This window comes from Leptotrichia sp. (assembly GCF_057270615.1).
In genome coordinates, this window is the sequence record NZ_DBHIXN010000003.1 from 62,833 (window position 1) to 88,480 (window position 25,648).

The 25,648-nt window shown below is 30.2% G+C and carries 19 protein-coding genes; 2 read left to right on the plus strand and 17 right to left on the minus strand.

Translation table 11 applies throughout. The features are described 5' to 3' along the window. Window positions 1-28: 28 nt before the first annotated feature. The 5 genes from cls to ACO409_RS01285 form a co-directional block, all read right to left on the minus strand. The gene (gene cls, locus ACO409_RS01265; protein ID WP_485554087.1) at window positions 29-1,636 is read right to left on the minus strand and encodes a cardiolipin synthase; all 1,608 of its coding nucleotides are present in this window, start codon (window positions 1,634-1,636) and stop codon (window positions 29-31) included. A gap of 431 nt (window positions 1,637-2,067) precedes the next feature. After that, window positions 2,068-2,424: an MliC family protein gene (locus ACO409_RS01270; RefSeq protein WP_485554089.1), complete on the minus strand. Its 357-nt coding sequence runs from the start codon at window positions 2,422-2,424 to the stop codon at window positions 2,068-2,070. A gap of 31 nt (window positions 2,425-2,455) precedes the next feature. Next, a complete protein-coding gene (locus ACO409_RS01275; RefSeq protein ID WP_485554091.1) occupies window positions 2,456-2,722 on the minus strand; it encodes a hypothetical protein in 267 nt (88 codons plus the stop codon). A 117-nt stretch (window positions 2,723-2,839) separates the two neighbouring features. Continuing rightward, entirely contained in the window at window positions 2,840-3,424 is a 585-nt protein-coding gene (gene gmhA / locus ACO409_RS01280) for a D-sedoheptulose 7-phosphate isomerase (RefSeq protein WP_485554092.1), read from the minus strand. Between the two features lie 41 nt (window positions 3,425-3,465). Beyond that, window positions 3,466-4,359 (minus strand): LysR family transcriptional regulator, encoded by an 894-nt coding sequence (locus tag ACO409_RS01285; RefSeq protein WP_485554093.1) that lies wholly within the window; start codon window positions 4,357-4,359, stop codon window positions 3,466-3,468. Window positions 4,360-4,698: 339 nt separating this feature from the next. Between ACO409_RS01285 and ACO409_RS01290 the strand changes: the two genes are divergently transcribed. Continuing rightward, window positions 4,699-5,442 (plus strand): gamma-glutamyl-gamma-aminobutyrate hydrolase family protein, encoded by a 744-nt coding sequence (locus ACO409_RS01290; protein ID WP_485554094.1) that lies wholly within the window; start codon window positions 4,699-4,701, stop codon window positions 5,440-5,442. A 121-nt stretch (window positions 5,443-5,563) separates the two neighbouring features. Here the strand turns inward: ACO409_RS01290 and ACO409_RS01295 are convergent, their stop codons facing one another. Together ACO409_RS01295 and gltB are read right to left on the minus strand one after the other, a co-directional pair. After that, window positions 5,564-7,015 carry a glutamate synthase subunit beta gene (locus tag ACO409_RS01295; RefSeq protein WP_485554095.1) on the minus strand — a complete coding sequence of 484 codons (1,452 nt, stop codon included), beginning with the start codon at window positions 7,013-7,015 and terminating at the stop codon, window positions 5,564-5,566. A gap of 2 nt (window positions 7,016-7,017) precedes the next feature. Then, window positions 7,018-11,529, minus strand: a complete 4,512-nt coding sequence (gltB, locus tag ACO409_RS01300; protein WP_485554097.1) for a glutamate synthase large subunit — start codon at window positions 11,527-11,529, stop codon at window positions 7,018-7,020. A 391-nt stretch (window positions 11,530-11,920) separates the two neighbouring features. Here gltB and ACO409_RS01305 point away from each other — a divergent pair, with 391 nt between their 5' ends. Next, the gene (locus ACO409_RS01305; protein ID WP_485554098.1) at window positions 11,921-14,026 is read left to right on the plus strand and encodes a glutamine synthetase III family protein; all 2,106 of its coding nucleotides are present in this window, start codon (window positions 11,921-11,923) and stop codon (window positions 14,024-14,026) included. Between the two features lie 239 nt (window positions 14,027-14,265). On the opposite strand, the gene glmM is transcribed toward ACO409_RS01305, so the two are convergent. The 10 genes from glmM to ACO409_RS01355 all read right to left on the minus strand — a co-directional run bounded on the left by glmM (window position 14,266) and on the right by ACO409_RS01355 (window position 25,590). Further along, window positions 14,266-15,627, minus strand: a complete 1,362-nt coding sequence (glmM, locus tag ACO409_RS01310) for a phosphoglucosamine mutase (RefSeq protein WP_485554110.1) — start codon at window positions 15,625-15,627, stop codon at window positions 14,266-14,268. Beyond that, window positions 15,627-17,228 carry a sensor histidine kinase gene (locus ACO409_RS01315; protein WP_485554100.1) on the minus strand — a complete coding sequence of 534 codons (1,602 nt, stop codon included), beginning with the start codon at window positions 17,226-17,228 and terminating at the stop codon, window positions 15,627-15,629. The genes glmM and ACO409_RS01315 overlap by 1 nt, the downstream gene beginning before the upstream one ends. Window positions 17,229-17,238: 10 nt before the next feature. Then, a complete protein-coding gene (locus tag ACO409_RS01320) occupies window positions 17,239-17,919 on the minus strand; it encodes a response regulator transcription factor (protein ID WP_314394316.1) in 681 nt (226 codons plus the stop codon). 291 nt (window positions 17,920-18,210) lie between these two features. Further along, on the minus strand, window positions 18,211-19,479 hold the full coding sequence (locus ACO409_RS01325) for a peptidase U32 family protein (protein WP_485554101.1): 1,269 nt from the start codon (window positions 19,477-19,479) through the stop codon (window positions 18,211-18,213). A 42-nt stretch (window positions 19,480-19,521) separates the two neighbouring features. After that, window positions 19,522-20,970 carry a replicative DNA helicase gene (gene dnaB, locus ACO409_RS01330; protein ID WP_485554102.1) on the minus strand — a complete coding sequence of 483 codons (1,449 nt, stop codon included), beginning with the start codon at window positions 20,968-20,970 and terminating at the stop codon, window positions 19,522-19,524. Window positions 20,971-21,056: 86 nt separating this feature from the next. Beyond that, window positions 21,057-21,509, minus strand: a complete 453-nt coding sequence (rplI, locus tag ACO409_RS01335; RefSeq protein WP_485554104.1) for a 50S ribosomal protein L9 — start codon at window positions 21,507-21,509, stop codon at window positions 21,057-21,059. Between the two features lie 42 nt (window positions 21,510-21,551). Beyond that, a complete protein-coding gene (gene dnaX / locus ACO409_RS01340; protein ID WP_485554105.1) occupies window positions 21,552-23,093 on the minus strand; it encodes a DNA polymerase III subunit gamma/tau in 1,542 nt (513 codons plus the stop codon). 329 nt (window positions 23,094-23,422) lie between these two features. Further along, window positions 23,423-23,788, minus strand: a complete 366-nt coding sequence (locus ACO409_RS01345) for a magnetosome magnetite crystal formation protein family (RefSeq protein WP_485554107.1) — start codon at window positions 23,786-23,788, stop codon at window positions 23,423-23,425. Between the two features lie 230 nt (window positions 23,789-24,018). Beyond that, entirely contained in the window at window positions 24,019-25,020 is a 1,002-nt protein-coding gene (gene argF, locus ACO409_RS01350; protein ID WP_485554109.1) for an ornithine carbamoyltransferase, read from the minus strand. Between the two features lie 39 nt (window positions 25,021-25,059). Next, window positions 25,060-25,590: an aspartate aminotransferase family protein gene (locus ACO409_RS01355; protein WP_485554112.1), complete on the minus strand. Its 531-nt coding sequence runs from the start codon at window positions 25,588-25,590 to the stop codon at window positions 25,060-25,062. Window positions 25,591-25,648: the final 58 nt, after the last annotated feature.

The window sequence follows — 25,648 nt, forward strand, 5'->3', positions numbered from 1 at the left end:
CTTCCTTCCCACAATTATTATAATTTTTTTACATTATTGGTGAAATTAACTTGAATACAGAATTTCTCAGCCGTTTTCTAAAAGTCACCTTCTTCAATCTTGCCTCATCAAATCTTTCACACACTTCCAAATCTTTCAAAAACTGTGTCTTTAAATCTTTACTAATTTCTGCACTATAAAATACCGAATTTACTTCATAATTTATCTCAAAACTTCTCATATCAAAGTTACACGTTCCCATCGTAGATATTTTTTCATCCACTATTATATTTTTACTGTGCAAAAATCCTGCCTTATATCTAAAAATCTCAATTCCAGCCTCTATCAATTCTGCAAAATAAGTTTCTGCAATCCAATATGGCATCTTTTTATCAGGTACACCTGTTATCATTATTTTTATTTTCACTCCAGAAAGAGCTGCCATTTTGAGCTGAGAAAGCAGATCAGTATCTGGTACAAAATAAGGACTTTGAATTAGAATTTCTGATTTTGCTGTTGCAATCATTTTAGAATATAAATATTTTAGAGTTGTCCATTCTGTATCAGGTCCACTTGATGACACTTGCATAAGATATTTTAAATTTTCCTGTCTGTCAATTGGCTTTTGCTCTTCCAACTCATGGACTGCTTCTTTTTTTATATCTTCAGCAAAATTATCCTTACCTCCACTATTTAACCAATCTGTTACAAAAATTGCAAGATATTGCCCAATTATTTCCCCAGTAATTCTAATATTTGTATCTCTCCAGCTTTCAAACCGCTTTCCACCGTCTATATATTCCTGCCCCACATTCATTCCACCAGTATGAACTACTTTATTGTCGATTAAAGCTATTTTACGATGATTTCGATAATTCATCTTAGAAATAAAAAATTTTACATCCAAAAACCATCTTATTTTAATCCCGGCGTCTCTAAGTTCCATTTTATATTTTTTTGGCAATTTCCATGTCCCTACTCCATCAAAAAGCAATTTTATTTTAACACCTTCTTTTGCTTTTTTTATAAGTGCATTTTTTATCTTCTCTCCTAACTCATCAGCCTTCCATATAAAATATTCCATATAAATTGTATTCTTTGCATTCTCAACATCTTTCAAAATAGAATCAAAAGCCTCTTTTCCTCCATAAAACAGTTTATAAGAACTATTATTTGTCAAAAAAGTTCCTTCAGCCTTATAAAGCATCTTTACAATTTCCTTTTGCTGAGCGGGAAGTCCAATATTCATTATCATCGTATTTATTTGATCCTGAATTTTTTCCTTTATTTCATTTTCACTCATTTTGTTAACGTTTTTATCTACATTTTTTAGCCGATTATAATAAAAAAAGTCCTGTGACCTGAAAATATCTGATACATCTCGTTGCATAAAGTTAAAAAGTCTAGAATAGAGCTTTTTTTCTTCACCTTTCATCTTTTTGGAAATTATCTTATTCCTTCTCCAGTTAATTCCAAATAAAAGATACAATATTGCACCACCTACTGGAAATGTAAAAATCGTAAAAATCCAAGCAAGCATTGCATTTGGTGATTTATCTGACAAAAGCACTGCTACCGCCAAAATAATAATTATCAAATAATGTATTCTCTCAAACGGAATTATCCACGTTGAAATAATTATAGCCAATTCATGCATTATGATTTCCTCTCTATTATTTATTACTTCTCTATATTATACCTTATAATTTTATCATTTTTAACAAAGATTTTCAATCATTGATAGCGTAAAATTTTTGAATAGTTTTTTTATTTTAATAGTAAAACTGATTTAAAAACAAACTTAAAAGCCATGGCTATTTTACTTAAATCCTAAGTTTGTATAATTTTTAACAGTTTAATTTGGAATAGGTTTTAATATATTGATCAATTTGCTTAAAAATTGAAACAAAAAAAGAGCTTTCTTAAAAATTACAAATTATTACTTGTATATTCAGAAAGCTCATTTAAAATTTGTGTTTTAATCATTTTATGAATATTTCAACAGTTATCTTCTACTTAATAAAAGTAGAAAACTTTTTGCTAATATTCTTTAAAATTTTGTGTACTTTTTGATTTGCTTTTTAAAGTTTATCTTTTTGTACAAGATTTTTCAATACCGTTAGATCCTCTATACATAGCATCTTTTCCACCTTTAAAAAATTCAATATTTCCATTTTTAGAAACATATCTTGATCCACTACCTGATACTGCAATATTTAAGTTATAAACTTTTCCTGCTTTAGTTGTTAATCTTGCAGTTTTTGTTGTTGGATAAGCAACTGTTATTTTTTCAGAACCGCAAGTATATGATTCTGAAGCAACTTTTTTAGCTACTGTTTTTTTAGCAACTGCTTTTCTTCTAGTCTTAGTTGCAGCAGCAAAGCTCATTCCTCCAATTAATGTCATTACAGATAACACTAGCATAGATTTTTTTAATAATTTCATCTTTACCATCTCTCTTCTTCAAAATTTGTTTTTATTTAGCGGCTGATTTTTTTGCAGCCTTTGCAGCTGGTTTTTTTGCAACTTTTACAGCTGATTTCTTAGCAGCTTTTGTAGCTGGTTTTTTTACAACTTTTTTGGCTGATTTTTTTGCAGTTTTTGCAGCTGGTTTTTTTACAACTTTTGTAACTGTTTTTTTAGCAACTGCTTTTTTTGCAGTTTTTGTTGCAGCAGCAAAGCTCATTCCTCCAATTAGTGTCATTGCAGACAATACTAGCATAGATTTTTTTAATAATTTCATCTTTACCATCTCTCTTCTTCAAAATTTACTTCAATAAAGAATATACCACTAAATGCTTTTAAAACTCTTATAAAAAACTATTAATTTATAATAGAATTACAGTAAAATTACTTTATTTTAGTAATTCTTAGGAAATAAAGTTCTTTCCACACCTTCAATTATGATATGTAAAATCATCATATGAACTTCCTGAATTCTGTCTGAAGTTTCGCCAGGTATTATAAACTCATAATCACACACTCCTTTTAATTTTCCTCCATCTTTTCCAAGCAGTGCTACAGTTTTTAATTTTTTTTCTTTTGCCATTTTTACTGCTTCTATTATATTTTTTGAATTTCCCGAAGTTGAGATTCCAAAGAAGAAATCTCCCTCTTGTCCAAATGCTTCTACACCTTTTGCAAAGACAAAATCAAATCCATAATCATTTCCAACGCAAGTAATATGTGAAGAATCGCTAATACTTATAGATGGCAATGCTTTTCTGTCCTTTCTAAATCTTCCTGTAAATTCCTCTGCAAAATGCATCGCATCGCAGTTACTTCCACCATTTCCAGCAATTAACGATTTTTTCCCATTTTTATAAGCCAATGCCAATTCCTGCGAAATTTTTTCTGTTTTTTCAATATTTTCTTCATTTTCTACAAATGCCTTTACAGTTTCAAAGGCAGTCAAATATGAATTTCTAATATTTTCCTTTAACATAATTTTCCTCCATATAAAAAATATTTATTTAATAAAAATTATTACTTATTTTTTACTGAAAACAAAGCAGGTGTAATTTTATAATTTTTTAAAAATTTTACAAATTTTGAAATTCCTGGTTTTTCTCCATTTTCATGAATATAGACGATTTGAAACTTATCTTCTGATTTTTCAAAGTTGTGAATAACTTTTAGCGCACCTTTTTCAACTTCTTCATAAACGCTGTAATAAGGAAGAACCGCAAAACCAAGTCCACTTTTTATGAAATTTTTCATAGTTTCAATACTTCCATTTATTACAATGCGATTTTCTAAATTAAATCCAATTATCTTTTCAAATAAATCAAGATATTTGCTTGTCAAAAGCGTATCCCGCTTTAATAGCTGCATTTCCTTCAATTCCCTGTAATCTGATATTTCTCTTCCAGCCACAACAACAAATGGATATTCTTCTGTTTCGATGACTTTTATTTCCTTGTCCTCAATAAAATATTCTTCCATCAAAGCAATATCAACTGTTCCTTCCTTTAAATGCCTTACAAGCGATTCCCGATTTTTTATGTATAAATCAAATTCAATCTCTGGATTATTTTTTTTAAATTCTACCATAATTCTTGGAAGCACAGGCTCACCAATATTATGAGTCGCCCCTATACAGATTTTTCCTTTACCATAATGTGAGATTTTTTCCATCTCTTTTTCAACTCGTAAAATTTTATCAAAAACGTCCTTTGACATCCGATAAAGTTCTTTTCCAGCAAAAGTTAGCCTAAAATTTTTGGAATTTCTTTCGATAAGCTGGATTCCTAATTTTGTTTCTAATTTTTTTATTTGTATTGATACCGCAGATTGACTTATAAATAAATTTTTTGCAGCTTTAGTAAAACTTTTTTCCTTGCATGCCTCAAAAAAAATTTTTAAATGATGTACGTCCACACTTATTTCTCTCCAATCATATATTTTTATATTATTCTCAATCCTTAAAATCAAACTTACTAAAATTATATAATTTTCAGCAGTTATAATTTTTGAGTTTTATTTTAAAATTATTTTATCATATTATAACATTTTTATATTATATATGTAAATAGCGAACTATTTTCGAGATATAGTAAATTGTTTAGGAATAAATCAAAAGTTATTTTTTTTATTTTTTATATAAACTGATTTAAAACTAAACAAATATGAAAATTATAAAAAAACTTCCAAAAATATTGACTAATATAAGAATATATGATTAAATTTATATATATTTTTATAATTTGGAGGATAATTATGAAAAAAACTATTATTGGAATTTCGAGCAATATACTTGAATTGGAAAAAGGTCTTTTTGCTGGATATAAACGATCTTATGTGGATGTTTCTTATATAAATGCTGTGATAAATGCTGGTGGAGTGCCACATATTTTGCCTTTGAATGAACACGAAGACATCATTGAAGAATTTGTAAAAAGCGTGGATGGAATAATGTTAACTGGGGGGAATGATGTTTTTCCGCTTCTTTATGGTGAAGAGCCAAAAGAAAAATTAGGAGAAATATTTCCAGAACGTGATAAATTTGACTCACTTCTTGTACGTTATGCAATTACTTATAAAAAGCCAATTTTAGGAATCTGTCGTGGAATGCAGATAATCAATGTTGAATGTGGCGGTTCACTTTACCAAGATCTATCCTACAATGAAAACGTTTCAGTAAAACACTTTCAAAAAGCTAGAGCCCACACTCCGACTCACTCAATAAACGTAGCAACTAATTGTTTTTTAAGTGATATTTATCCTGAAGGAATAGGATTTGTAAACAGCTACCATCATCAAATAATAAATCAATTATCACCAGGATTTGTTGTTACAGCAAAAAGTGCAGACGGAATAATTGAAGCAATTGAAAATATTTCAAACAAAACTTTTATTGTTGGAGTTCAATGGCATCCAGAAATGATGGAAATTAATGATCAATTTTCAAAAAAATTATTTAAAAAATTTATAAACGAAGTAAGTTTAAGAAAAAATTTCTAATAAAAAAACTGCTTTATAAAGTTATTTTTATAAAACAGTTCTTTTTTTATTTACAAGAAGAAATTTTAATGCTTTATATAAATTAAAGATTCACAATGAATCAGCTATTTATAAAATAGCATTAATTTCTATTTTTTCTCAAATATTTATGAATAGCGTTAGCAGCATTTCTACCTTCACTAATAGCCCAAACTACCAATGATTGCCCTCGTCTTACATCTCCTGCAGCGAAATATTTTTCTTGAGAAGTTTGGTGGTCGATTACATTTGCACTAACATTTCCACGCCCATCCAATTCAACTTTTGAATTTTCCAAAAGCCCTTCAAAATATGGATGTAAAAATCCGATTGCTAAAAAGACGAAATCAACTTTCATCGTTTCTTCAGAACCTTCAATTTCTCTAAATCCAAGTCTTCCATCTTCATTTACAAAACTTTCAACTTTTGCAATTTTTACTCCACATAAATTTCCATTTTCATCTTTTATAAATTCTTTTGTTGTAACATTCCATTCTCTTGGGTCATTTCCATAAACTTCAGTTGCTTCCTTGTGAGAAGTTGAAGTTTTTAGATACATTGGAAATTGTGGCCAAGGGTTTTTTGATGTACGAGTTTCAGATGGCCTGTTTAAAATTTCAATTTGTTTTACACTTGCAGCACCTTGTCTTACAGAAGTCCCAACACAGTCAGAACCAGTATCTCCACCACCGATTACAAGCACATTTTTACCTTTTACATTAATTTCTTCGTTATACAAAGGAATATTGTTTACTTTTCTGTTTTGCTGAGTCAAAAAGTCCATTGCAAAATAAACGCCTTTTGCTTCTCTTCCTTTAATATTTAAATCTCTAGCTTGTTTTGAACCACAAGCCATAAGAATTATATCAAACTCTTTTTCTAATTTTTCGTTAGAAATATCTTTTCCAGCTTCAGTGTTGTAAATAAACTTAACACCTTCTTCTTCCATAAGTTTTACTCTTCTGTCGATTATTTTCTTGTCAAGCTTAAAATCAGGAATTCCAAGTGCAAGTAGTCCTCCAGCTCTTTCACTTTTTTCGTAAACTGTCACATTGTACCCAAATCTGTTTAAAGTTTGAGCGGCAGCAAGTCCAGATGGCCCGCTTCCAATTACTGCAATTTTTTTGTCAAGTCTTTTTTTCGGAGTTTTTGGTTTTACCCAGCCATTCTCCCATCCTTTTTCAATAAGAGCAAGTTCAATATTTTTAGTAGTTACAGGCTTATCATTTTTTCCTAAAGTACAACTTCCTTCACAAAGTGCTGGACAAATTCGCCCAGTAAATTCTGGAAATGGATTTGTTGACAAAAGCAAGTCCAGAGCCTTTTTCCATTCTCCATTATAGACTAAATCCTGCCATTCAGGACAGTGGTTATCTACAGGACAAGCCCAGTGGCAAAAAGGCACTCCACAGTCCATACATCTAGCCGCTTGTGTTTTTATATATTCATCATCTAAAGGTACATCAATTTCATTAAAATCTTTAATTCTGTCAGAAATTTCCCTAATCTTTTTTTCTTCTCTATGTATTTCTAAAAATCCACCTAGTTTTCCCATTTCTAAGCCTCACCTCTCTCAAATATTTCTTTAAATTCAGGTGCAATAACAACTTTAAAGTTTTGTTTTTCAGTGTTCCAGTTGTTTAAAATTTCTTTTGCAACAACACTTCCTGTATACTTAAAGTGTTTTTCTACATAAATTTTTATTTCGTTTTCATAAACATCATTAAGTGAATCAAGTTCAACCATTTCTTTATTCAAGTTTTGCTCAAAAGTATTGTTTTTATCATAAACATAAGCAATTCCACCGCTCATTCCGGCAGCAAAGTTTTTCCCAGTTTCTCCCAGAACAATAGCACGACCTCCAGTCATATATTCACAACCGTGATCTCCAACACCTTCTACAACAGCAACCGCTCCAGAGTTTCTAACACAGAACCGTTCTCCAACAACTCCGTTAAAATAGGCTTCTCCTTTGATAGCACCATATAAAATGGCATTTCCTCCAATTATATTTTTATCTGCTTCGTATTTAGAAACTTCAGGTTTTTTAATTATAATTTTTGCTCCAAATAATCCTTTTCCGATGTAGTCATTAGATTGTCCAGTCAAATTATATGTAATTCCCTTTGCTCCAAACACTCCAAAACTTTGTCCACCAATTCCTTCCAAGTTTAGTGTAATTGTATCATCTTCAAGCATGTAGCCACCAAATGTTCTAGCCACTTCTCCACTTAACATAGCTCCAAGGCTTCTATTAAAGTTTTCTACTTTTTCATTAATTACAGTTTTTGCAACATTATTCTTATCACTTTCAAAAGTTGCTTTTGCAAGTTTAATTAACTTTCTGTCAAGAATATCTTCCATTTTAAAGTTTTGATTTTGAGTTTTTACATTCGAGCTTTCGCTGTTCTTGTCAGTATAAAGAATTTTTTCAAGATTTACATTTTTAACTTTTTCCAAGTTTGAAACTTTGTTGACTTCTAAAAATTCATCAGCTTTTCCGATTAATTCGTTAAGCTGTGTAACTCCAAGTTCAGCCATAATTTCTCTTGCTTCTTGTGAAATAAATCTAAAGTATCTGATAATATTTTCATATTGTCCAGTAAATTTCTTACGAAGTTCTTCAGATTGAGTTGCAACTCCAACTGGACACATATTTGTATGACATTTTCTCATCATAATACATCCTAAAATTACAAGCGGCATTGTCGCAAATCCAAATTCTTCAGCTCCTAAAATCGCTCCGATTACTAAATCTCTACCAGTTTTTAGTTTTCCATCAACTTGAAGAGTAACTCTGCTTCTCAATTTGTGTTCTTTTAAAATTTGGTGAGCTTCAGAAAGTCCTAATTCCCAAGGTAATCCAGCATGTTTAATTGAAGATAGAGGGGATGCTCCAGTTCCTCCGTCATGTCCAGAAATTAAAATCATTTCAGATTTTGCTTTTGCAACTCCAGAAGCAACGACTCCAACTCCAGCTTCAGACACTAATTTAACACTAATTCTAGCTTTTTCATTTACATTTTTCAAGTCAAAAATCAATTGTGCTAAATCTTCGATTGAGTAAATATCGTGGTGTGGTGGTGGTGAAATCAAGCTAATTCCAGGCGTTGTATGACGAGTAGCACCAATTTCTTTATTTACTTTAAATCCAGGTAATTGTCCACCTTCTCCAGGTTTTGCCCCTTGAGCCATCTTAATTTGCAATTCATCGGCATTTACTAAGTAATCAGTTGTAACTCCAAATCTTCCAGATGCAATTTGCTTTGTAGCACTTCTTCTGTTATCCAAAAATCTTTTAGGATCTTCTCCACCTTCTCCGCAGTTAGAACGACCACCAATTGTATTTAACGCTCTTGCAATCGCTTCGTGAGCTTCTTTTGAGATTGATCCAAATGACATTGCTCCAGTAACAAATCTTCTCATAATTGCTTCAACTGGCTCAACTTCGTCAATTGAAACAGGTTTTCTATCAGAATGGAATTTTAGCATTCCTCTTATTGTAAGCAAATGCTGACTTTGGTCATTTACAATTTTTGCAAATTCCTTATAAGTATTGTAATCATCTCTCTTTGCTGCATCTTGGACTTTTGCAATCGCATCAGGAGTTAAGATTCTGTTTGTTCCTTCCTTCATCCAAGAATATTCTCCATCTACATAAAGTGCTTCAGCACCAAGATTGATTGAATCAATAGCATCATCAAAGTTATTTAACACTTCATCTTCCAATGTTTTAATTGTAAGTCCTTCGATTCTTGAAACAGTTCCTGTGAAATATTTTTTAACTAATTCAGTTGATAATCCAACAGCTTCAAAAATTTGTGCTCCTCTGTAACTGTCAACAGTTGAAATTCCCATTTTTGACATAGTTTTCAAGATTGATTTTTTCTGAGCTTTTAAATAGTTATATTGCAAATCTTTTATTTCAGATTCATCGGCATTCAAGTAAAGTTTATTTTTTACCATATATTCAATTGAATCAAGTGCCAAGTAAGGATTAATCGCAGTTGCACCGTATCCAATCAGCAATGCAAAATGCATAATTTCCCTAGCTTCTCCAGTTTCTACTAAAATATCAATTTCATTTCGTTTTTTATTTTTAATTAAATAGTGATGAAGTCCAGATACTGCAAGTAAAGCTGGAATTGCCACATTTTCAGTATCAGCATTTCTGTCAGATAAAATAATTGATTTCACTCCGCTGTCAATCGCATCTTCAGCAAGCTTAAATATTTTATCCAGTCTTTCTTCCAAGTTTTCAGATGGTTTGAAAGTCATATCCAAAACAGCAGGTTTCTTACCATTTCTTTCATAATTTTTCAAAAATTCCATAGTTTTATTGTCCACGATTGGAGAATCTAAAACTACAGTTTGTCCAGCTTCAGAATCTTTTTCCAGAATATTTGCTTTTCTGTAAAGCTGAGTTCTAAGCGACATAACAAAATTTTCTCTAATTGAATCAATCGGAGGATTTGTCACTTGAGCAAAAAGTTGCTTGAAATAGCTGTAAAGCAGTTTCGGTTTTTCAGAAAAAATAGAAAGAGCCGCATCATTTCCCATTGAACCAAGAGGCTCTTGTCCAGTTATAGCCATTCTTGAAATCAATATGTGCAAGTCTTCCCTTGAATAGCTAAATAATTTTAATTTATTATAAATGTCATCTAAATCGCTAGATTTTTTGTAATCAAAGCTAGATTCTTTCATCAAGTCGCTGACATTCTTCTTATCTTTAATTAACTTTTTAAAATCTGTTCCATTTAAAACTTTTTCATTAACTTCATCGTCACTATACAATTTTTTCTTTTCCAGGTCAATTACAAAGACTTTCCCTGGTTTAACTCTTCCGCTCTTAACAATAGTTTCAGGTTTAATTGGCAAAGTTCCAACTTCTGAACCAACTAGCATCTGATTGTCATCAGTTAAGATATATCTAAGCGGTCTAAGACCGTTTCTATCCAGTTTTGCAACCAAATATCTAGAATCTGTCATAATCATCGCAGCAGGTCCGTCCCAAGGTTCCATCAGTCCTGAATAGTAGTCATAAAATGCTTTTAAATCTTCAGATTTTGTATGATCCTTTTCCCAAGCTGCAGGAACTAAAATTGAAATTGCTTCCATTAAAGTTTTTCCTGAAAATACAAGCAGTTCTATGACAGCATCAAGGTTAGCTGAATCTGACCATTCTTTGTCATTTATAGGGAACAGCTCTTTTATATCTTCATAATTAGGTGATGAAAGTGCAATTTCTCTAGCTTTCATCCAGTTTACATTACCTTTTACTGTATTAATTTCCCCATTATGTGCCAAAAATCTGAATGGGTGAGCAAGTTTCCATGCAGGAAAAGTGTTTGTACTGAATCTTTGGTGAACAAGGCAATATGAACTTAAAAGTTTATCTGATTGCAAGTCAATATAAAAGTTTTCAATTTGGTCAGGCTTAACTAGACCTTTATAAACAATTGATTTAGAAGATAATTTTGTTATATAGAATTTATCTTCTGTATCACAATCTGCTTTTTTTACAGAATTTTCAATTTTTCTTCTTAGAATGTAAAGATTTTTTTCAAAATCCTCTTTTGAAGAATTTACTCTTTTTATAAAAAGTTGCCAGACAGACGGCATTGTAGACTGTGCTTGAATCCCTACAGCATCCTTTTTAACAGGAACTTCTCTCCAAGTTAGGATTTTGTCTTTTGAGTTCTTCACAGTTTCTTCAATAATAGCCTTTATTTTTTTAAACTCTTCCTCTATAGTCGGAAAAAATATGTTGGCAACTCCATAATCTCCAAATTCTGGAAGATCGGTAACTATTTCTAAAAAAAATTCGTGTGGCACTTCAAATAAAAGTCCAGCTCCATCTCCAGTTTCTGAATCGTAGCCTTCAGCTCCTCTATGCTCCAATCCAGCCAAAATTCTAATTCCATCTTTCACTATGTGATTACTTTTCTTGTTGTCAATATTTGCGATAAATCCCATACCGCAGTTGTCTTTTTCAAAATACGGCTCATAAAGTGACTTTTTAGAAAGCTCGCATTTTTGAAATTTTACATTTTGAATGTTATTATCCAAAGTCTGTACCTCCAATGTTTTAGATTTTTCATGAAATATTTTTCAAATTAAAAATATCATAACCTTAATGAACCAATTATACATTTCACATACCCATTTTGCAAACATAAAATAAAATTTGAATATCAAAGTATTTAGCTTTATAAAACAGCTAAAAATACTATAAATATTGATTTTAGAGATTTTTTTTCCAGTAAAATACTCCAAAAATTTTTATTTGACTTATGATTTTACACATTGTATAATAAGCCTATGAAAAATTTTGGAAAATTTTGAAAAAAGTGCATTTTAACAGACTTGTTCGGAAACTATATAAAATCAGAGTTAAATTTAGCACATTTTCAATCTTTGAAAAAATAAAGATCTTAGAAATTAGAAAAGAGGTAAATTTATGGAAAATGCTATGAAAAGTTTTGGTGAAAACGTCTTCAGAGACAGCAACCTTAAAAAAAGAGTTTCTAAAGAAGTTTTCAAAGAATTTAAAGCATCACAATTAGGAAAAACAGAATTATCAAAAGAAGCTGCAGAAGTAATCGCAAACGCAATAAAAGATTGGGCAACTAAAAGAGGGGCAACTCACTACTGCCACTGGTTTCAGCCATTAACAGACTTAACAGCTGAAAAACACGATTCATTTTTGGAACCAACTGAAAGTGAAGAATTAATTTATAAATTTTCAGGAAGCAATCTGATAAAAGGTGAACCTGACGCCTCATCATTTCCGAATGGTGGACTTCGTAGCACATTTGAAGCAAGAGGATACACTATTTGGGACACAAGTTCATATCCATTTATAAGAGAAAATAAAAATGGAGTTACATTATATATTCCAACTGCATTCATTTCATTTACAGGTGAAGCACTAGATAAAAAAGTTCCTTTGTTAAGAACAATGAAATATATAAGTGAACAGTCTTTAAGAGTTCTAAGAGCATTAGGGAATACAACCTCAAAACATGTATTTAATACACTTGGAGTAGAACAAGAATATTTTTTAGTAAAAAAAGAGCTATTTGAAAAAAGAGATGACTTACTTCTTACTGGTAGAACTCTGTTTGGAGCTCCAGCACCAAAAGGTCAAGAATTAAATGATCATTATTTTGGAAAAATTAAAGATAAAGTAATTAACTTTATGAGTGATGTTGATGTAGAATTGTGGAAATTAGGAGTTCCGTCAAAAACTAGACATAATGAAGTTGCACCAAATCAATTTGAAGTAGCTCCATTATTTTCAGTAGCAAATCTGGCTTCAGACCAGAACCAGATTATAATGGAAACAATTGAAAAAACTGCATTAAAACATGGATTAGTCGCATTGCTTCACGAAAAACCTTTTGACGGAGTAAATGGTTCAGGAAAACATAACAACTGGTCACTTGGAACAGATGACGGAAAAAATTTATTCAGTCCTGGAAAAGATCCTAAGACAAATACAGAATTTTTAATTTTTACATCTGCAGTAATTGAAGCTGTTGACAGATACTATCCAATGTTAAGATATGCGACTGCAACTGCAACAAACGACCATAGACTTGGAGGACATGAAGCACCTCCAGCAATTATTTCAATTTTCTTAGGTGAAGAATTAACAACAATTTTAGATAATATTGCCAACAAAAAAGATGCACCTGTGTCAGAAGCTTCAGAAGTAAACTTGTCAGTTGACGTACTTCCAACATTTAGTATGGATTCAGGAGATAGAAACAGAACTTCACCATTTGCATTTACTGGAAACAAATTTGAATTTAGAATGCCAGGTTCAAGCTCAACTCCAGCAACAACAGCGGCAGTAATTAATGCAGCAGTTGGAAAAGTTTTGTCTGAATATGCTGACAAATTGGAAAAGGCAACAGAAAAGACATTACCAAAAGCAATAAATGAAATTATTGCAAATGCTTATAAAAAGCATCACAGAATTATCTTTAATGGAAACGGATACAGTGAAGAATGGGTTAAAGAAGCCAAGAGAAGAGGGCTTACAAACGAAGTTTCTGCAAACACAGCACTTAGAAAAATGGTTGACCCAGAAATTCTAAAATTAGTAAATGAAATAGGAATGCTTTCAGAACAAGAATCAGAAGCAAGATACAATGCCTATGCTGAAAGATACGTAAAACAGCTTAGTATCGAATCAAGAACATTAATTGATATCGTAAACAAAAACATCTTGCCATCAGCTCTAAAATTTGCAAATTTATTGGCAGACCATATTGAAAAAAATTCAAAATACGGAAAAGCCTTTATAAAAGAACAGGAAGAATTGTTAAAAGATGTTTTGTCAAATGTAACAGCACTAAGAAAAGAAACAAAATCGCTTGAAAAAGAAATTACAAGGGTTTCAAATGAAGAAGATCTTCCTAAACAAACTGATTTAGCAAAAGAAAAATTAGTATCAGGACTTGAAGCATTAAGAGTTCCTTGCGATAATCTAGAAAAAGTTATTGATAAAGACTTATGGAAATTCCCAACATATACTGACTTATTATTTAAATTATAATGAGATAAATATAAATACAAAACTTAAATAAGTTTAGAAAATTAGACTATTTCAACATGAAATAGTCTTTTTTTGTTTTATTCATTGACAAAGAGTCAAGCTCCCTTGATAAAAAAAATCTGCTATTTAAATGAGAAACAGTATAATACATTTCAAAATTACTATATTCTTATAAAATAAAAAAACTGAGAAAAAAATCCCAGTTTCATAATTATTTTTTATTCTTTTTTTATCGTTCATTAACAAAGAGTTTCTTCCACTTTTTTACTCAACTCTTCCACATATTTATCCACAGTTTCTTGACTTTCAGCTTCAACCATTACTCTTATTAAAGATTCTGTTCCAGAAGCTCTTACAAGGATTCTACCTTTTCCAGCAATTTCTTTCTCTTTTGCCTTAATAAAGTCAATTAATTCCTTATTTGTTTCCCAAGTTGCCTTTTTCTCTTTTGCAACTAAAATATTTTTTGAATCTTGTGGCCATAATTTAATATCTTTTACAAGTTCATGCAAAGTCTTTCCGCTTTCTAAAATAGCCGCAACTAGCTGAATTGATGACAATACTCCGTCTCCAGTTGTATTATAATCAAGCATTAAAATATGTCCAGATTGTTCTCCACCAATATTTAGTCCATATTCCTTCATTTTTTCAAGAACATATCTATCACCAACATTTGCACGAATTAGACCAATCCCCTTTTCATCTAAATATTTTTCAAATCCCATATTACTTAGAACTGTAGTTACAACCTTATTATCATTTAAAAGCCCTCTATGTTGCATATATTCTGCAATAATTGCAATAATCAGATCTCCATTTATGATAGCTCCCGTATTGTCAACAGCAATTAATCTGTCGGCATCTCCATCATAGGCAAGTCCCAAATCAGCCTTGTAAACTTTAACTACTTCCTGAAGAAGCTCTGGATGTGTAGATCCGCAGTTTACATTAATATTTTTTCCATTTGGAATATTATTAATTACAACAACATCTGCACCTAAATTTTGAAAAACTTTTGAAGCTACCCTATAAGCCGCACCATTTGCAGTATCAATTACAATTCTTAATTTTGAAAAATTAGTTTTTACTGTAGAAGTCAAGTAATCTAAATAGATTTTCATATCATCTTCTACATATTTAAATGTACCAAGATCATCTCCTGCAACTTGATACTTTAAAAGTTTATCTTTTTTTTCCATCAATTCTTCTAATTTTTCCTCAACTGCATCAGGCAATTTATAACCATTTTGACTAAATATTTTTATTCCGTTGTCCTTTACAGGATTGTGTGAAGCTGAGATCATAATTCCTGCATCAGCTTTTAATTTTCTAGTCAAATAACAAACTCCAGGGGTTGGAAGCACCCCAACAAAATCAATATTTACACCCATAGAATTTAATCCTGCTGTAAGTGCCGAACGGATCATATATCCTGAAATTCTTGTATCAGTTCCAAGAATAATTTTAGGTTTCCCAGCTTTTTTTCTATGTTTTTTTAAATAATATCCAAGAGCCAGCCCCAAGCTCGTAACCAAATCAATTGTCAAGTCCTTGTTGGCTTCTCCTCTCATTCCATCAGTTCCAAAATATTTTCTAGCCATCATTTTCCCTTTCTATTTTCTAATTTTCTATTCTCTTTTTTATTTTTTTTCTTTAAAAATCCAAAAATGTTCTTTTTTCTCTCAGATTTTTCTTTTTTTAAATTTTTACTAATTTCTTCCTGCGAATTTACAACAGCACCTCCAATAGGCAAAACTATTGAAATTTCTGTACCTTCATTCATTTTAGAATCAATTTCGATTTTTCCGTTATGAATTTCTACGATTCGCTTGACTATCGCAAGTCCTAGTCCAGTTCCACCTGTAGCCTTTGTTCTTGATAAATCTACTCTGTAAAATCTATCAAAGATTCTTTTTGCATCTTCCTCAGAAATTCCAACTCCTTCATCTCTAATTGAAATCCGTCCAAATCCATCTTTTATGAAAGATTTTATGTAAATATTTGTATTTGGCTCTGAATATTTTGTAGCATTTTCAATTAAGGCTCTAATTGCCTGCTGTAGCAATGTTTCATCACCTTTAATTTTGTAATTCTCTCCCATTTCCAAATGAAAATTATGAGTTTTGTTAGAAACTACTGTATCAGAATGAATTTGATGAACCATTTCATTTGCGTCAATGTCTACAAATTTTGTATTAATTTTTGTAATTTCACCTTTAGCTAAAAATAATAATTTTTGTATTAAATTACGCATATTATCAGTTTCACTAATTATCGAATCAATTGATTCTACAAATATGTCAATGTCCGTAGTTCCACGTTTTCGTATAATCTCTGCATAACCTTTTATTATAGCAAGTGGTGTCCGTAATTCATGTGAAGCGTCTGATACGAATTTTTTTTGATTTTCAAATGATGTTTCCAGCCTATCTAACATTTCGTTTATAATAAGCGTCAGATTTTGTAATTCATCTTCCTCTTTTGGTATTTCTATTCTCTTGCTCAAGTCATCTGTTGAGATGCTTTTTGCTGTTTTTATTACATTATTGATTGGTTTTAAGATTCTTCGACTCATTATTTTTGAAACAATGATTGTTATGACAACTCCGATTATTGTAAATAAAATAACAAGATATTCCAGTCTTTTATAAATTTTGTTTTCATTTGTAACATTCTTTAAAGTATAAATATTAAATTTATAATTTTTTATTACACGACTTACCTTAAATACAAAATATTTATTCTTTTCTATATTTATTACTTTTCCGTTTGAAGTATTATCTTTTAAATGAAAACTTTCAAGCAGTTCAACCATTTTCTCGTTAGTCATAGAAGCCTCTTCAGTATCTGTATCACCAATTGTATTAATTGGAATTACTGAATCTTTATTTTGCTTTATTTCCAAAACATATAAATAATTGTCTTCTCCTGGATTAAATGGTTTTACGTGAATTACTTTCTTTCCTTCGATAATTTCAGGGTTAAAATCAAGTGTAAGCACATTTGTTTTATCTGAAAAAATTCCAACTTTATCTAAAAAGCTGTTTATTTCTTCCAGCTTTCCACTAGCAGAATCCTCAAGTACTTTATTTGACTGCCTTTGAAGCGAATAAACCAAAATAATATTAGAAACTAATATTAATACCAAAAATAGAAGAGCGTAATTTGCCGAAATACGATCTTCTAATTTTAAATTTTTCATTTTTTACTCCTTATTTAAAAATAAATCCAATTCCTCTTACAGTTTGAATAAATTTTCTTTCATAAGGCTTGTCAATTTTATCTCTTAAATATTTAATATACAAGTCAAGGATATTGTCATTTCCAATATAATCAAATCCCCAAACTTCTTCCAAAATTTTATCTCTTGATAAAACAATTCCTTTATTTAATACTAAAAAGTCAAGCAATTCAAATTCTCTTTTTGAAAGCTGAATAAGATTCTTTCCATAATCTCTAAACACTTCATAAGTAGAGTAGTTAATCGTCAAATCTTCAAATTCAAATATTCCTTTATGAACAACAGATTTTTTAGTTCTTCTAAGAAGAGCTTTTATTCTGGCAAGCAATTCTTCATTTGAAAATGGCTTTGTCATATAGTCATCTGCCCCATAATCAAATCCAACTACCTTATCACTAATTTCATCTTTAGCTGTAAGCATAATAATAGGCACTTGTGAAGTTTCTCTTATTCTTTTACAAACTTCCATTCCACTCATTTTAGGAAGCATTACATCCAAAAGAATAATGTCATACGAACCATATTTAGCCATATTTAATCCTTCTTTACCATCATATGCAAAAAATACATCAAATCCTTCAAATTTTAATTCAATTTCAAGTAATCTTGAAATTTTAGGATCATCTTCGATTACTAATATTTTTTCTCTCATAATTATCTCCACTTCTATTTCTGTTTTTTTATTTTTTATTCCGAAAAATTTTTTATTTTTATATTTTATCTAACAAATTATTAGACGAATTTAATTTCAAAATTTTTACAAAACAAAAACTTAACCTTATAATTAATTATAACTCATTTTTTTTGATTTGTATAGTATTTTATCTTTTTTTTAAAACAATTTTCAATAAATAAATAGTTTAGTTTTGATTAAAAAATAGCGGTTTTTATCCACAATGCTTTTTTTACGTTAAAATTATAATTAATTTTTTATTTAATATAATTAAAATTCTGATGTATCCATATCACTATCTGATTGCCCTTCAGGTAACTTTATTCTAATAAGATCCATTGGTCCCATTTCCACATCTGTTTCAATAATAGCGATTGTATTTGGATTTACATATTCTTGATATTCTTCATTTTTTGTATTTAAAAAGTTTTCTACTTTAAATTTAATTGCATCTCCAATTGGACGTACCAGTTCCAAAGTTTCAGTTGCATAAACTTTGTTTCTTATTTGAATCTTATACTTGTTCACATCAACTTTTTCTAGGACATTTGCAACAAGTCGATATGTTTGGCTATAAGACAGCCCAGTTTCATAATTTTGATCCTTTTCAGAAGTAGGCCCTAGATAAAATCCATTTGAATATTGTCTATGACTAATAGTTTTAAGCTCAGCTAGCCAATCAGGGTCATATTTATAATTTCCAGAATAATAATTATCTAATGCTCTTTTATATTGTTTTACAACAGTTGAGTTATAATAGATACTTTTCATTCTTCCTTCAATTTTTAACGAATCTACCCCTGTTTCAATTATTTTATCAATAAATTCTATCGAACACAAGTCTTTAGCATTAAACATATATGTTCCTTCTTCGTTTTCTACAATGTCATGTGCTCCAGTTTCCTCATGTCCTTCTGCAATAACCTTATAATTCCAACGGCAATCTTGAGCACAGATCCCACGATTTGCATCACGATTTGTAAAATAGTTGCTTAAAAGGCATCTTCCAGAATAAGCCATACACATTGCCCCGTGAATAAATACCTCTATTTCCACATCAGGCACTTTTTCACGTATAGTCTTGATTTCTTTAAGTGACATTTCCCTTGCCAAAATAACTCTTTTTGCTCCCAAATCTTTCCAAGTTTTTACACTCATCCAATTTGTATTGTTCGCCTGAGTACTTACATGAATCTTCATATTTGGAGCATACTCCCTAACCATCTGAAAAACTCCCAGATCAGCTACAATTACTGCATCCACGCCAAATTCATCCAGTTTTTTTATAAATCTTGGCATATATTCAATTTCTGTATTATGTGCAAAGATATTTAAAGTTACATATATTTTTTTCCCCAAACTATGAACATAATCCACAGCTTCCTTTAATTCCTTATTTTTGAAGTTTGAAGACATTCCCCTTAAATTAAATGCACTTCCTCCAACAAAACACGCATCAGCTCCAAAATGAAAGGCAGTCTTTAATTTTTCCATATTTCCAGCTGGTGCTAATAATTCTACTCTTTTTTTTGTTTCCATTATTTAATTTTTTCTCCTTAATTCTTTTCTTTTTTTTATTTTTTATTCCTCAGGTGGCACAAAATTATCATCCACAACATTTACAAATTGCTGATAATCTGCAAAAAATCCTAATTCTATCGTACCAGTCGGTCCGCTTCTATGTTTTCCAATTATTAATTCAACTTTTTCCATTTCTTTCTTTTTATCATTTTCATTTTCTTGGGCTTTTGATGAATTTTGCGATTTATTAACGTATTTATCTGGAACATTTACATTATTTACTTCTGTAGCTGTATCTTTATTGTAATATTTTTCACGATATAAAAACATTACCATATCCGCATCCTGTTCAATTGCTCCTGATTCCCTTAAATCTGACAAAATTGGTCTTTTATCAACTCTTTGCTCTACTCCACGAGATAATTGTGAAAGTGTTACAATCGGTATATTCAGCTCTTTGGCAAGTATTTTTAATGACCGTGAAATTTCAGATATTTCCTGCTCACGACTTTTTCTTGAATTTGACGAAGGGCTTATTAGCTGCAAATAATCAATTAGCATAAAATCTAACTTTCCTTCAGCTTTTAGCCGTCTTGCATTAGCTTTTATTTCCAGCATTGACACGCTTGCAGAATCTGAAATATAAATTGGCATTTCAGAAAGACGTCCGAGACCGTTTCCCACATTTACAACCTCTTCCGAAGTCAATGTTCCATCCTTTATTGCCTTTAACCTAACTTTTGATTCACTTGCCACGAGTCTGTCAAATAACTGCTCATTTCCCATTTCTAAACTATATATAAGCACTCCCTTACCTTGTTTTGCAACATTTATTGCAAGATTCAATGCAAATGCAGTTTTTCCCATTGCAGGACGTGCCGCAAGAATTATTAAATCAGATCCATGAAATCCGCTTGTCATACTGTCATATCTTTTAAATCCTGAAGAAATACCAGTCATCTTTCCATTTTTTGAATTTTCATCTAAAAGTTTTATTTTAGTCTGAACCAATTCAGATAACTTTACAAGTTCCTTTTTTTGCTTGGATTCTGCAATTTTAAAAATCATACTTTCAGATTTATCAAGCATTACATTAGTTTCCTCATATCCACGTGTAGCCATTTTTACAATTTTTTCTCCAATGGATATCAACTGACGCTGAATGGATTTATCTTTTATAATTTGGGCATAATTTATAGCATTTGCAGCAGTTGGTACAACTTCAGTCAAATCATATATAACATCTTCATCTCCAACTTCTTCTATCAGTTCCTTTTTTTTTAAAGATTCTATAATCAAAAGGGTATCAATTATTTTTCCAGAACTATAAGCATTTATCATTTCAGAAAAAATTAGCTTATAATTATTTTTATAAAAATCTTCAGCTGTTACAATATCAACAACATCTCCCATAACATTAGGATTTATAAAGATAGACCCAAGAAGCGCTTCTTCAGCCTCTATGCTATATGGCTCACTATTTCTCCCATCTTCATCGTATAACCCCATTTTTCAATTTTCTCACTTTCCAATCTCAATTTAATTTTATAGATTCTATTTTTATAATTGTCCAAGATAATTCATAATAAAATTTATTATTTAGCTTCAACTCTAACTTTTAAGTTAGCCTTTACTTCTGAATGAAGCTTTAATTCAATATTATGCAGTCCAATTTCCTTTACTTTAGAATCTGTTGAAACTTTCTTTTTATCTATATCAATATCCAGCTGTTCTTTTATAGCTTGCACAATTTCCTTTGCACTAATTGAACCAAATACCTTATTATTTTCCCCAGCCTTTACTTTTAGAACAATTTCCTTTGTAGCCAAAACTTTCTTTAATTCTTCGGCATTTTTTACATCTCTATCATGATGTTTTTGGATTTTTTCATTTCTTGCCTTTAATTTATTAATATTTTCAGGTGTTGCAAGTATCGCTTTATTTTTATTTAACAAAAAATTATTTGCATATCCATCTTTTACTTCTACAATTTCATCTTTTTTACCTACACCTTTTATATTTTCTTTTAAAATTACTTTAACTTTCATATTTACCATTCCTTTCTTTGCTAACAATTTCATTTAATATTTTTATTTTTTTTCTAAAATTTCTCCATCAAAAAATTTTATTGCATCTTTCAAAAATTTATCTTCTTTATTTTGAAAATCATCACTTTCAAAAAAAGTCTTTATCTCAATATCTGAATTACAAATCTGATTAATAATTTTTTCAACTTTTATTTTTTTTTCTGGAATCATAAGCTGTTCACTATGAAATTTTTGATTACTTGGAAATCTTATGAAAAGCACTCCATCTTCTACTCTATCTGGTTTACTTTCTATTGATAATGCTCCTAGCATTACACTTTCATTTTTTATTTCCAAAAGTATTTTTCTCCAATTTGCAGAAAAAATTGAAATATCATAGTTTTTGGAACTCTTTTCTGGTTTTGTTTTTTTAATTTCATCTTTTTGAGCCGTAACATCTAAATTTATAATTTTTGAATTTTCTGAAATTTGACCTATAACTTTTTTATAAATATGGTCTGACACATCTTTAATATAATTTTTATCAATAACAGAATTACTTGAATTTGTATTTTTCTTCTGATTTTTATAAAGCTCATAAACAAGTACATATCCAAGCAGTCTTTTATCTTCTTCATATTTAAATTCATTCAAAGTAAAAAAAATCGCACTTATTGTATCCAGTAAAAAATTTACCGATAAATCTGTTTGCTTTTTAAACTGTTCCTTTAAATAATAAGAAAAATCCTTTAAAAAAGTTTCAATTACAATTCCATCTTCCCAAATTTTATCAATAAAATCAACTAGCTTTTCTTTATCACTTTTTTTTATTAAATCTAGAAATTCCTCCAAAATCACATCAGGCACTACTCCCAAGGCCTTTTGAGTTTTTTCTATATTAATCTCTTCATTATTAAAATTCGATACAACTTGCTCAAAAATGGAAAAACTATCTCTTGCACTCCCTTCAGATTTTCGATAAATCAAATCCAGACTTGCGTTATCAATTTTAATGTTCTCTTTTTCAGCCACATTCTGAAGCAACTTTTTTATATCCTCTTTACTAATTGGCAAAAAATCATATCGCTGACATCTGGAAATAACTGTATCTGGAATTTTATCAATCTCTGTTGTTGCAAGAATAAATATAACATGTGAAGGCGGTTCTTCCAGCGTCTTTAAAAGTGCGTTAAATGCTTCTTTTGTAAGCATATGAACCTCATCAATTATATATATTTTTTTTCTTCCTTTAACAGGCTGATAATTTATTTTTTCTTTTAACTCCCGAATTTCATCAATCCCACGATTGGAAGCCGCATCAATTTCAATCATATCCATCGAAATTCCCAAAGAAATTTCTCGGCAATTCTCACATTTTCCACACGGATTATCTGTAACATTTTTACTATTCAGACAATTTACACCTTTTGCAATAAGTCTCGCAATGGTAGTTTTACCAACACCACGTGGACCCGTAAATAAATATGCATGTGATAACTTATTTTCCCTAAGGGAATTTTTAATAGCCCTTAGCACAAATTCTTGCCCCGCAATTTCATCAAAATTCTGCGGTCGATATTTTCTATATAAAGTAATATTCAACATTCTCTCCCTTTTTTATAAACACATTGACTAAAATTCTTATTACCAGACATTTCTACCATTCGGCATAACAAAACACAAGTTTGAATACATTTAACATTATAACATTTTTACTATAATTTGTGAACTGTTGTAGTTTTTTTTCGACAAAATAAAAATACACCTAAACAATCTATATTTGGTGTATTTTCCCTGAACTTCTCACGACTAAAGTTGTGAACGTTCTGGCATAATTAATAAAATGATAAAAATCATATTTTCATTTAACAATAAAATACTGTGATTTTTAATAAATGCAACTTTTATTCAAACAAAAAATAGTATAAGCTTATTTAATATAAAAACAAAAGATTTATAACTTTATCAACATAAGGAATTTTAAACTCTTTTTCCAAAATTGATGAAACAGTTGCAATAATTTGCAATATGGCTAACACTACAAAAATTACAATATATAAAATATTCCCAACAATTATGATAAAATTTAGAACTCCTGAAACAATTAATAAAACTGATATTGCCAAAGTCTGTTTTGCATACGATCTTACAAAACTATTTTTATCTTCCAAAATCAATGCAAAAATTGGAACTATCAGCCCTCCGATTATTGTAAAAAAACTCAAATTTATAAGAAAAGCGGCAGCATTAGCCTTTAAACCTGCAATTGATTTCTGCTCGCTAATTTTATTATTATCCATAAACTCCTCCCAATATTTTATATTTTTAATATTCTCAAATTGCTTGTATACTGCTTTTTTTAGTATATCATATATATATATTTATTTCAAATTTTTTTATTTTATGGACAGAGTAAAGTATTTTTAGGATAAATCAAAAATTATATTTTAAGTTTTTTTTAGAAAGGGAAGATTATTATCACACCTTGACTAATCTATTTTTAAACAAAATAACTATTAAGCAACTAAATTTATAAAGGATATTCTCCCTCTCCTAAAGTCGCCACCATCACAGCCTTTATCGTATGCATACGATTTTCTGCCTCATCAAATACAACAGAATTTTTACTTCTAAATATTTCATCAGTAACTTCCATTTCCTTCAATCCATATTCATTTTCAATTTCCTTTGAAACTTTTGTATTTAAATCATGAAACGCTGGTAAACAGTGCATAAATAGATAATCTTTTTTTGCATATTTTACAAGTTCACTGTTTACTTGATAATATGAAAGTCTATTTATTCGCTCTTTCCACACTTCTTTTGGTTCTCCCATTGATACCCATACATCAGTATATATAACATCTGCGTCTTTTACTCCTTCAATTCGATCATCTGTAAATGAAATACGTCCTCCATTTTCTTCGGCCAATTTTAATGCAGTTTCTGCCAGTTCCTTATCTGGAAAATATTCTTTTGGAGCAACAATTCTAAAATCCATCCCAAATTTAGCGGCTCCGATCATTAAAGAATTTGCCATATTATTTTTTCCGTCACCTAAAAATGCAAATTTTATTCCTTTTAATTTTCCTTTTTTCTCAAAAATTGTTAAAAAATCTGCCAAAATTTGTGTTGGATGAAATTCGGTTGTAAGTCCATTCCATACAGGAACTCCAGAATGTTTGGATAATGTTTCGACAAGGTCCTGTCCGTATCCTCTATATTCTATTCCGTCATAGAATCTTCCGAGAACTTTTGCTGTGTCTTCCATAGATTCCTTGTTTCCGATTTGTGAAACGGAAGGTCCGATGTAAGTAACATTTGCACCTTGATCATAGGCTCCAACTTCAAACGCACATCTCGTTCTAGTAGAAGTTTTTTCAAAAATCAAAGCAATATTTTTCCCAGTCATTGTTTTTTTCTCAGTTCCATTTTTTTTATCTTCCTTTAATTTTTTCGCCAAGTTCAGTAAATACTGTAATTCTTCTGTTGTAAAATCTAATAGTTTTAAAAATGATTTTCCTTTTAGCATATTTTCTCCTTAATTTTTATTTTTTCTTTCTTATTCAAATTAAAATGTTTCCAAAACTTTTTCTAAAATTGAAATAGCCTTGTCAATCTCGTCATTAGTTACATTAAACGGTGGAAAAAATCTTACAACATTATTTCCGGCTCCAACTAGTAGCAATCCATTTTCTAGTGCTTTTGAAACAACATTTTTTGCCAAAACTTTTTCTTCATTAAATTTTATTCCCAAAAGAAGTCCTTTTCCACGAATTTCTTCGATAAAATCAAATTTTTCTTTTAATTTATTTAACTTTTCCACAGAATATTGACCTTTTTCCACAACATTTTTTTCAATTAATTTGTTGTCAATTAATTCGTGTAAAACAGCATTTGCAACTGCACAGACCAACGGATTTCCACCATAAGTAGAACCGTGGTCGCCAGGAACTAGCACATCATTTGCCTTCCCTTTTGTCAAACAAGCTCCGATTGGAACTCCTCCACCAAGAGATTTTGCAATTGTAACTATATCTGGCACCAAATCAAAATTCTCATAAGCGAATAATTTTCCAGTTCTTCCCATTCCACATTGAATTTCCTGAACCTCTCACGACTGAAGTCGCGAGGTTCTTGGGTAGTAGTTGCTTCTGTTA

Bases quoted from the DNA above. Each gene is read 5' to 3' on its own strand.
- cls (WP_485554087.1), bottom strand. From the start codon at position 1,636: ATGCATGAATTGGCTATAATTATTTCAACGTGGATAATTCCGTTTGAG.
- ACO409_RS01270 (WP_485554089.1), bottom strand. From the start codon at position 2,424: ATGAAATTATTAAAAAAATCTATGCTAGTGTTATCTGTAATGACATTA.
- ACO409_RS01275 (WP_485554091.1), bottom strand. From the start codon at position 2,722: ATGAAATTATTAAAAAAATCTATGCTAGTATTGTCTGCAATGACACTA.
- gmhA (WP_485554092.1), bottom strand. From the start codon at position 3,424: ATGTTAAAGGAAAATATTAGAAATTCATATTTGACTGCCTTTGAAACT.
- ACO409_RS01290 (WP_485554094.1), top strand. From the start codon at position 4,699: ATGAAAAAAACTATTATTGGAATTTCGAGCAATATACTTGAATTGGAA.
- ACO409_RS01295 (WP_485554095.1), bottom strand. From the start codon at position 7,015: ATGGGAAAACTAGGTGGATTTTTAGAAATACATAGAGAAGAAAAAAAG.
- ACO409_RS01305 (WP_485554098.1), top strand. From the start codon at position 11,921: ATGGAAAATGCTATGAAAAGTTTTGGTGAAAACGTCTTCAGAGACAGC.
- glmM (WP_485554110.1), bottom strand. From the start codon at position 15,627: ATGGCTAGAAAATATTTTGGAACTGATGGAATGAGAGGAGAAGCCAAC.
- ACO409_RS01315 (WP_485554100.1), bottom strand. From the start codon at position 17,228: ATGAAAAATTTAAAATTAGAAGATCGTATTTCGGCAAATTACGCTCTT.
- ACO409_RS01320 (WP_314394316.1), bottom strand. From the start codon at position 17,919: ATGAGAGAAAAAATATTAGTAATCGAAGATGATCCTAAAATTTCAAGA.
- ACO409_RS01325 (WP_485554101.1), bottom strand. From the start codon at position 19,479: ATGGAAACAAAAAAAAGAGTAGAATTATTAGCACCAGCTGGAAATATG.
- dnaB (WP_485554102.1), bottom strand. From the start codon at position 20,970: ATGGGGTTATACGATGAAGATGGGAGAAATAGTGAGCCATATAGCATA.
- rplI (WP_485554104.1), bottom strand. From the start codon at position 21,509: ATGAAAGTTAAAGTAATTTTAAAAGAAAATATAAAAGGTGTAGGTAAA.
- dnaX (WP_485554105.1), bottom strand. From the start codon at position 23,093: ATGTTGAATATTACTTTATATAGAAAATATCGACCGCAGAATTTTGAT.
- ACO409_RS01345 (WP_485554107.1), bottom strand. From the start codon at position 23,788: ATGGATAATAATAAAATTAGCGAGCAGAAATCAATTGCAGGTTTAAAG.
- argF (WP_485554109.1), bottom strand. From the start codon at position 25,020: ATGCTAAAAGGAAAATCATTTTTAAAACTATTAGATTTTACAACAGAA.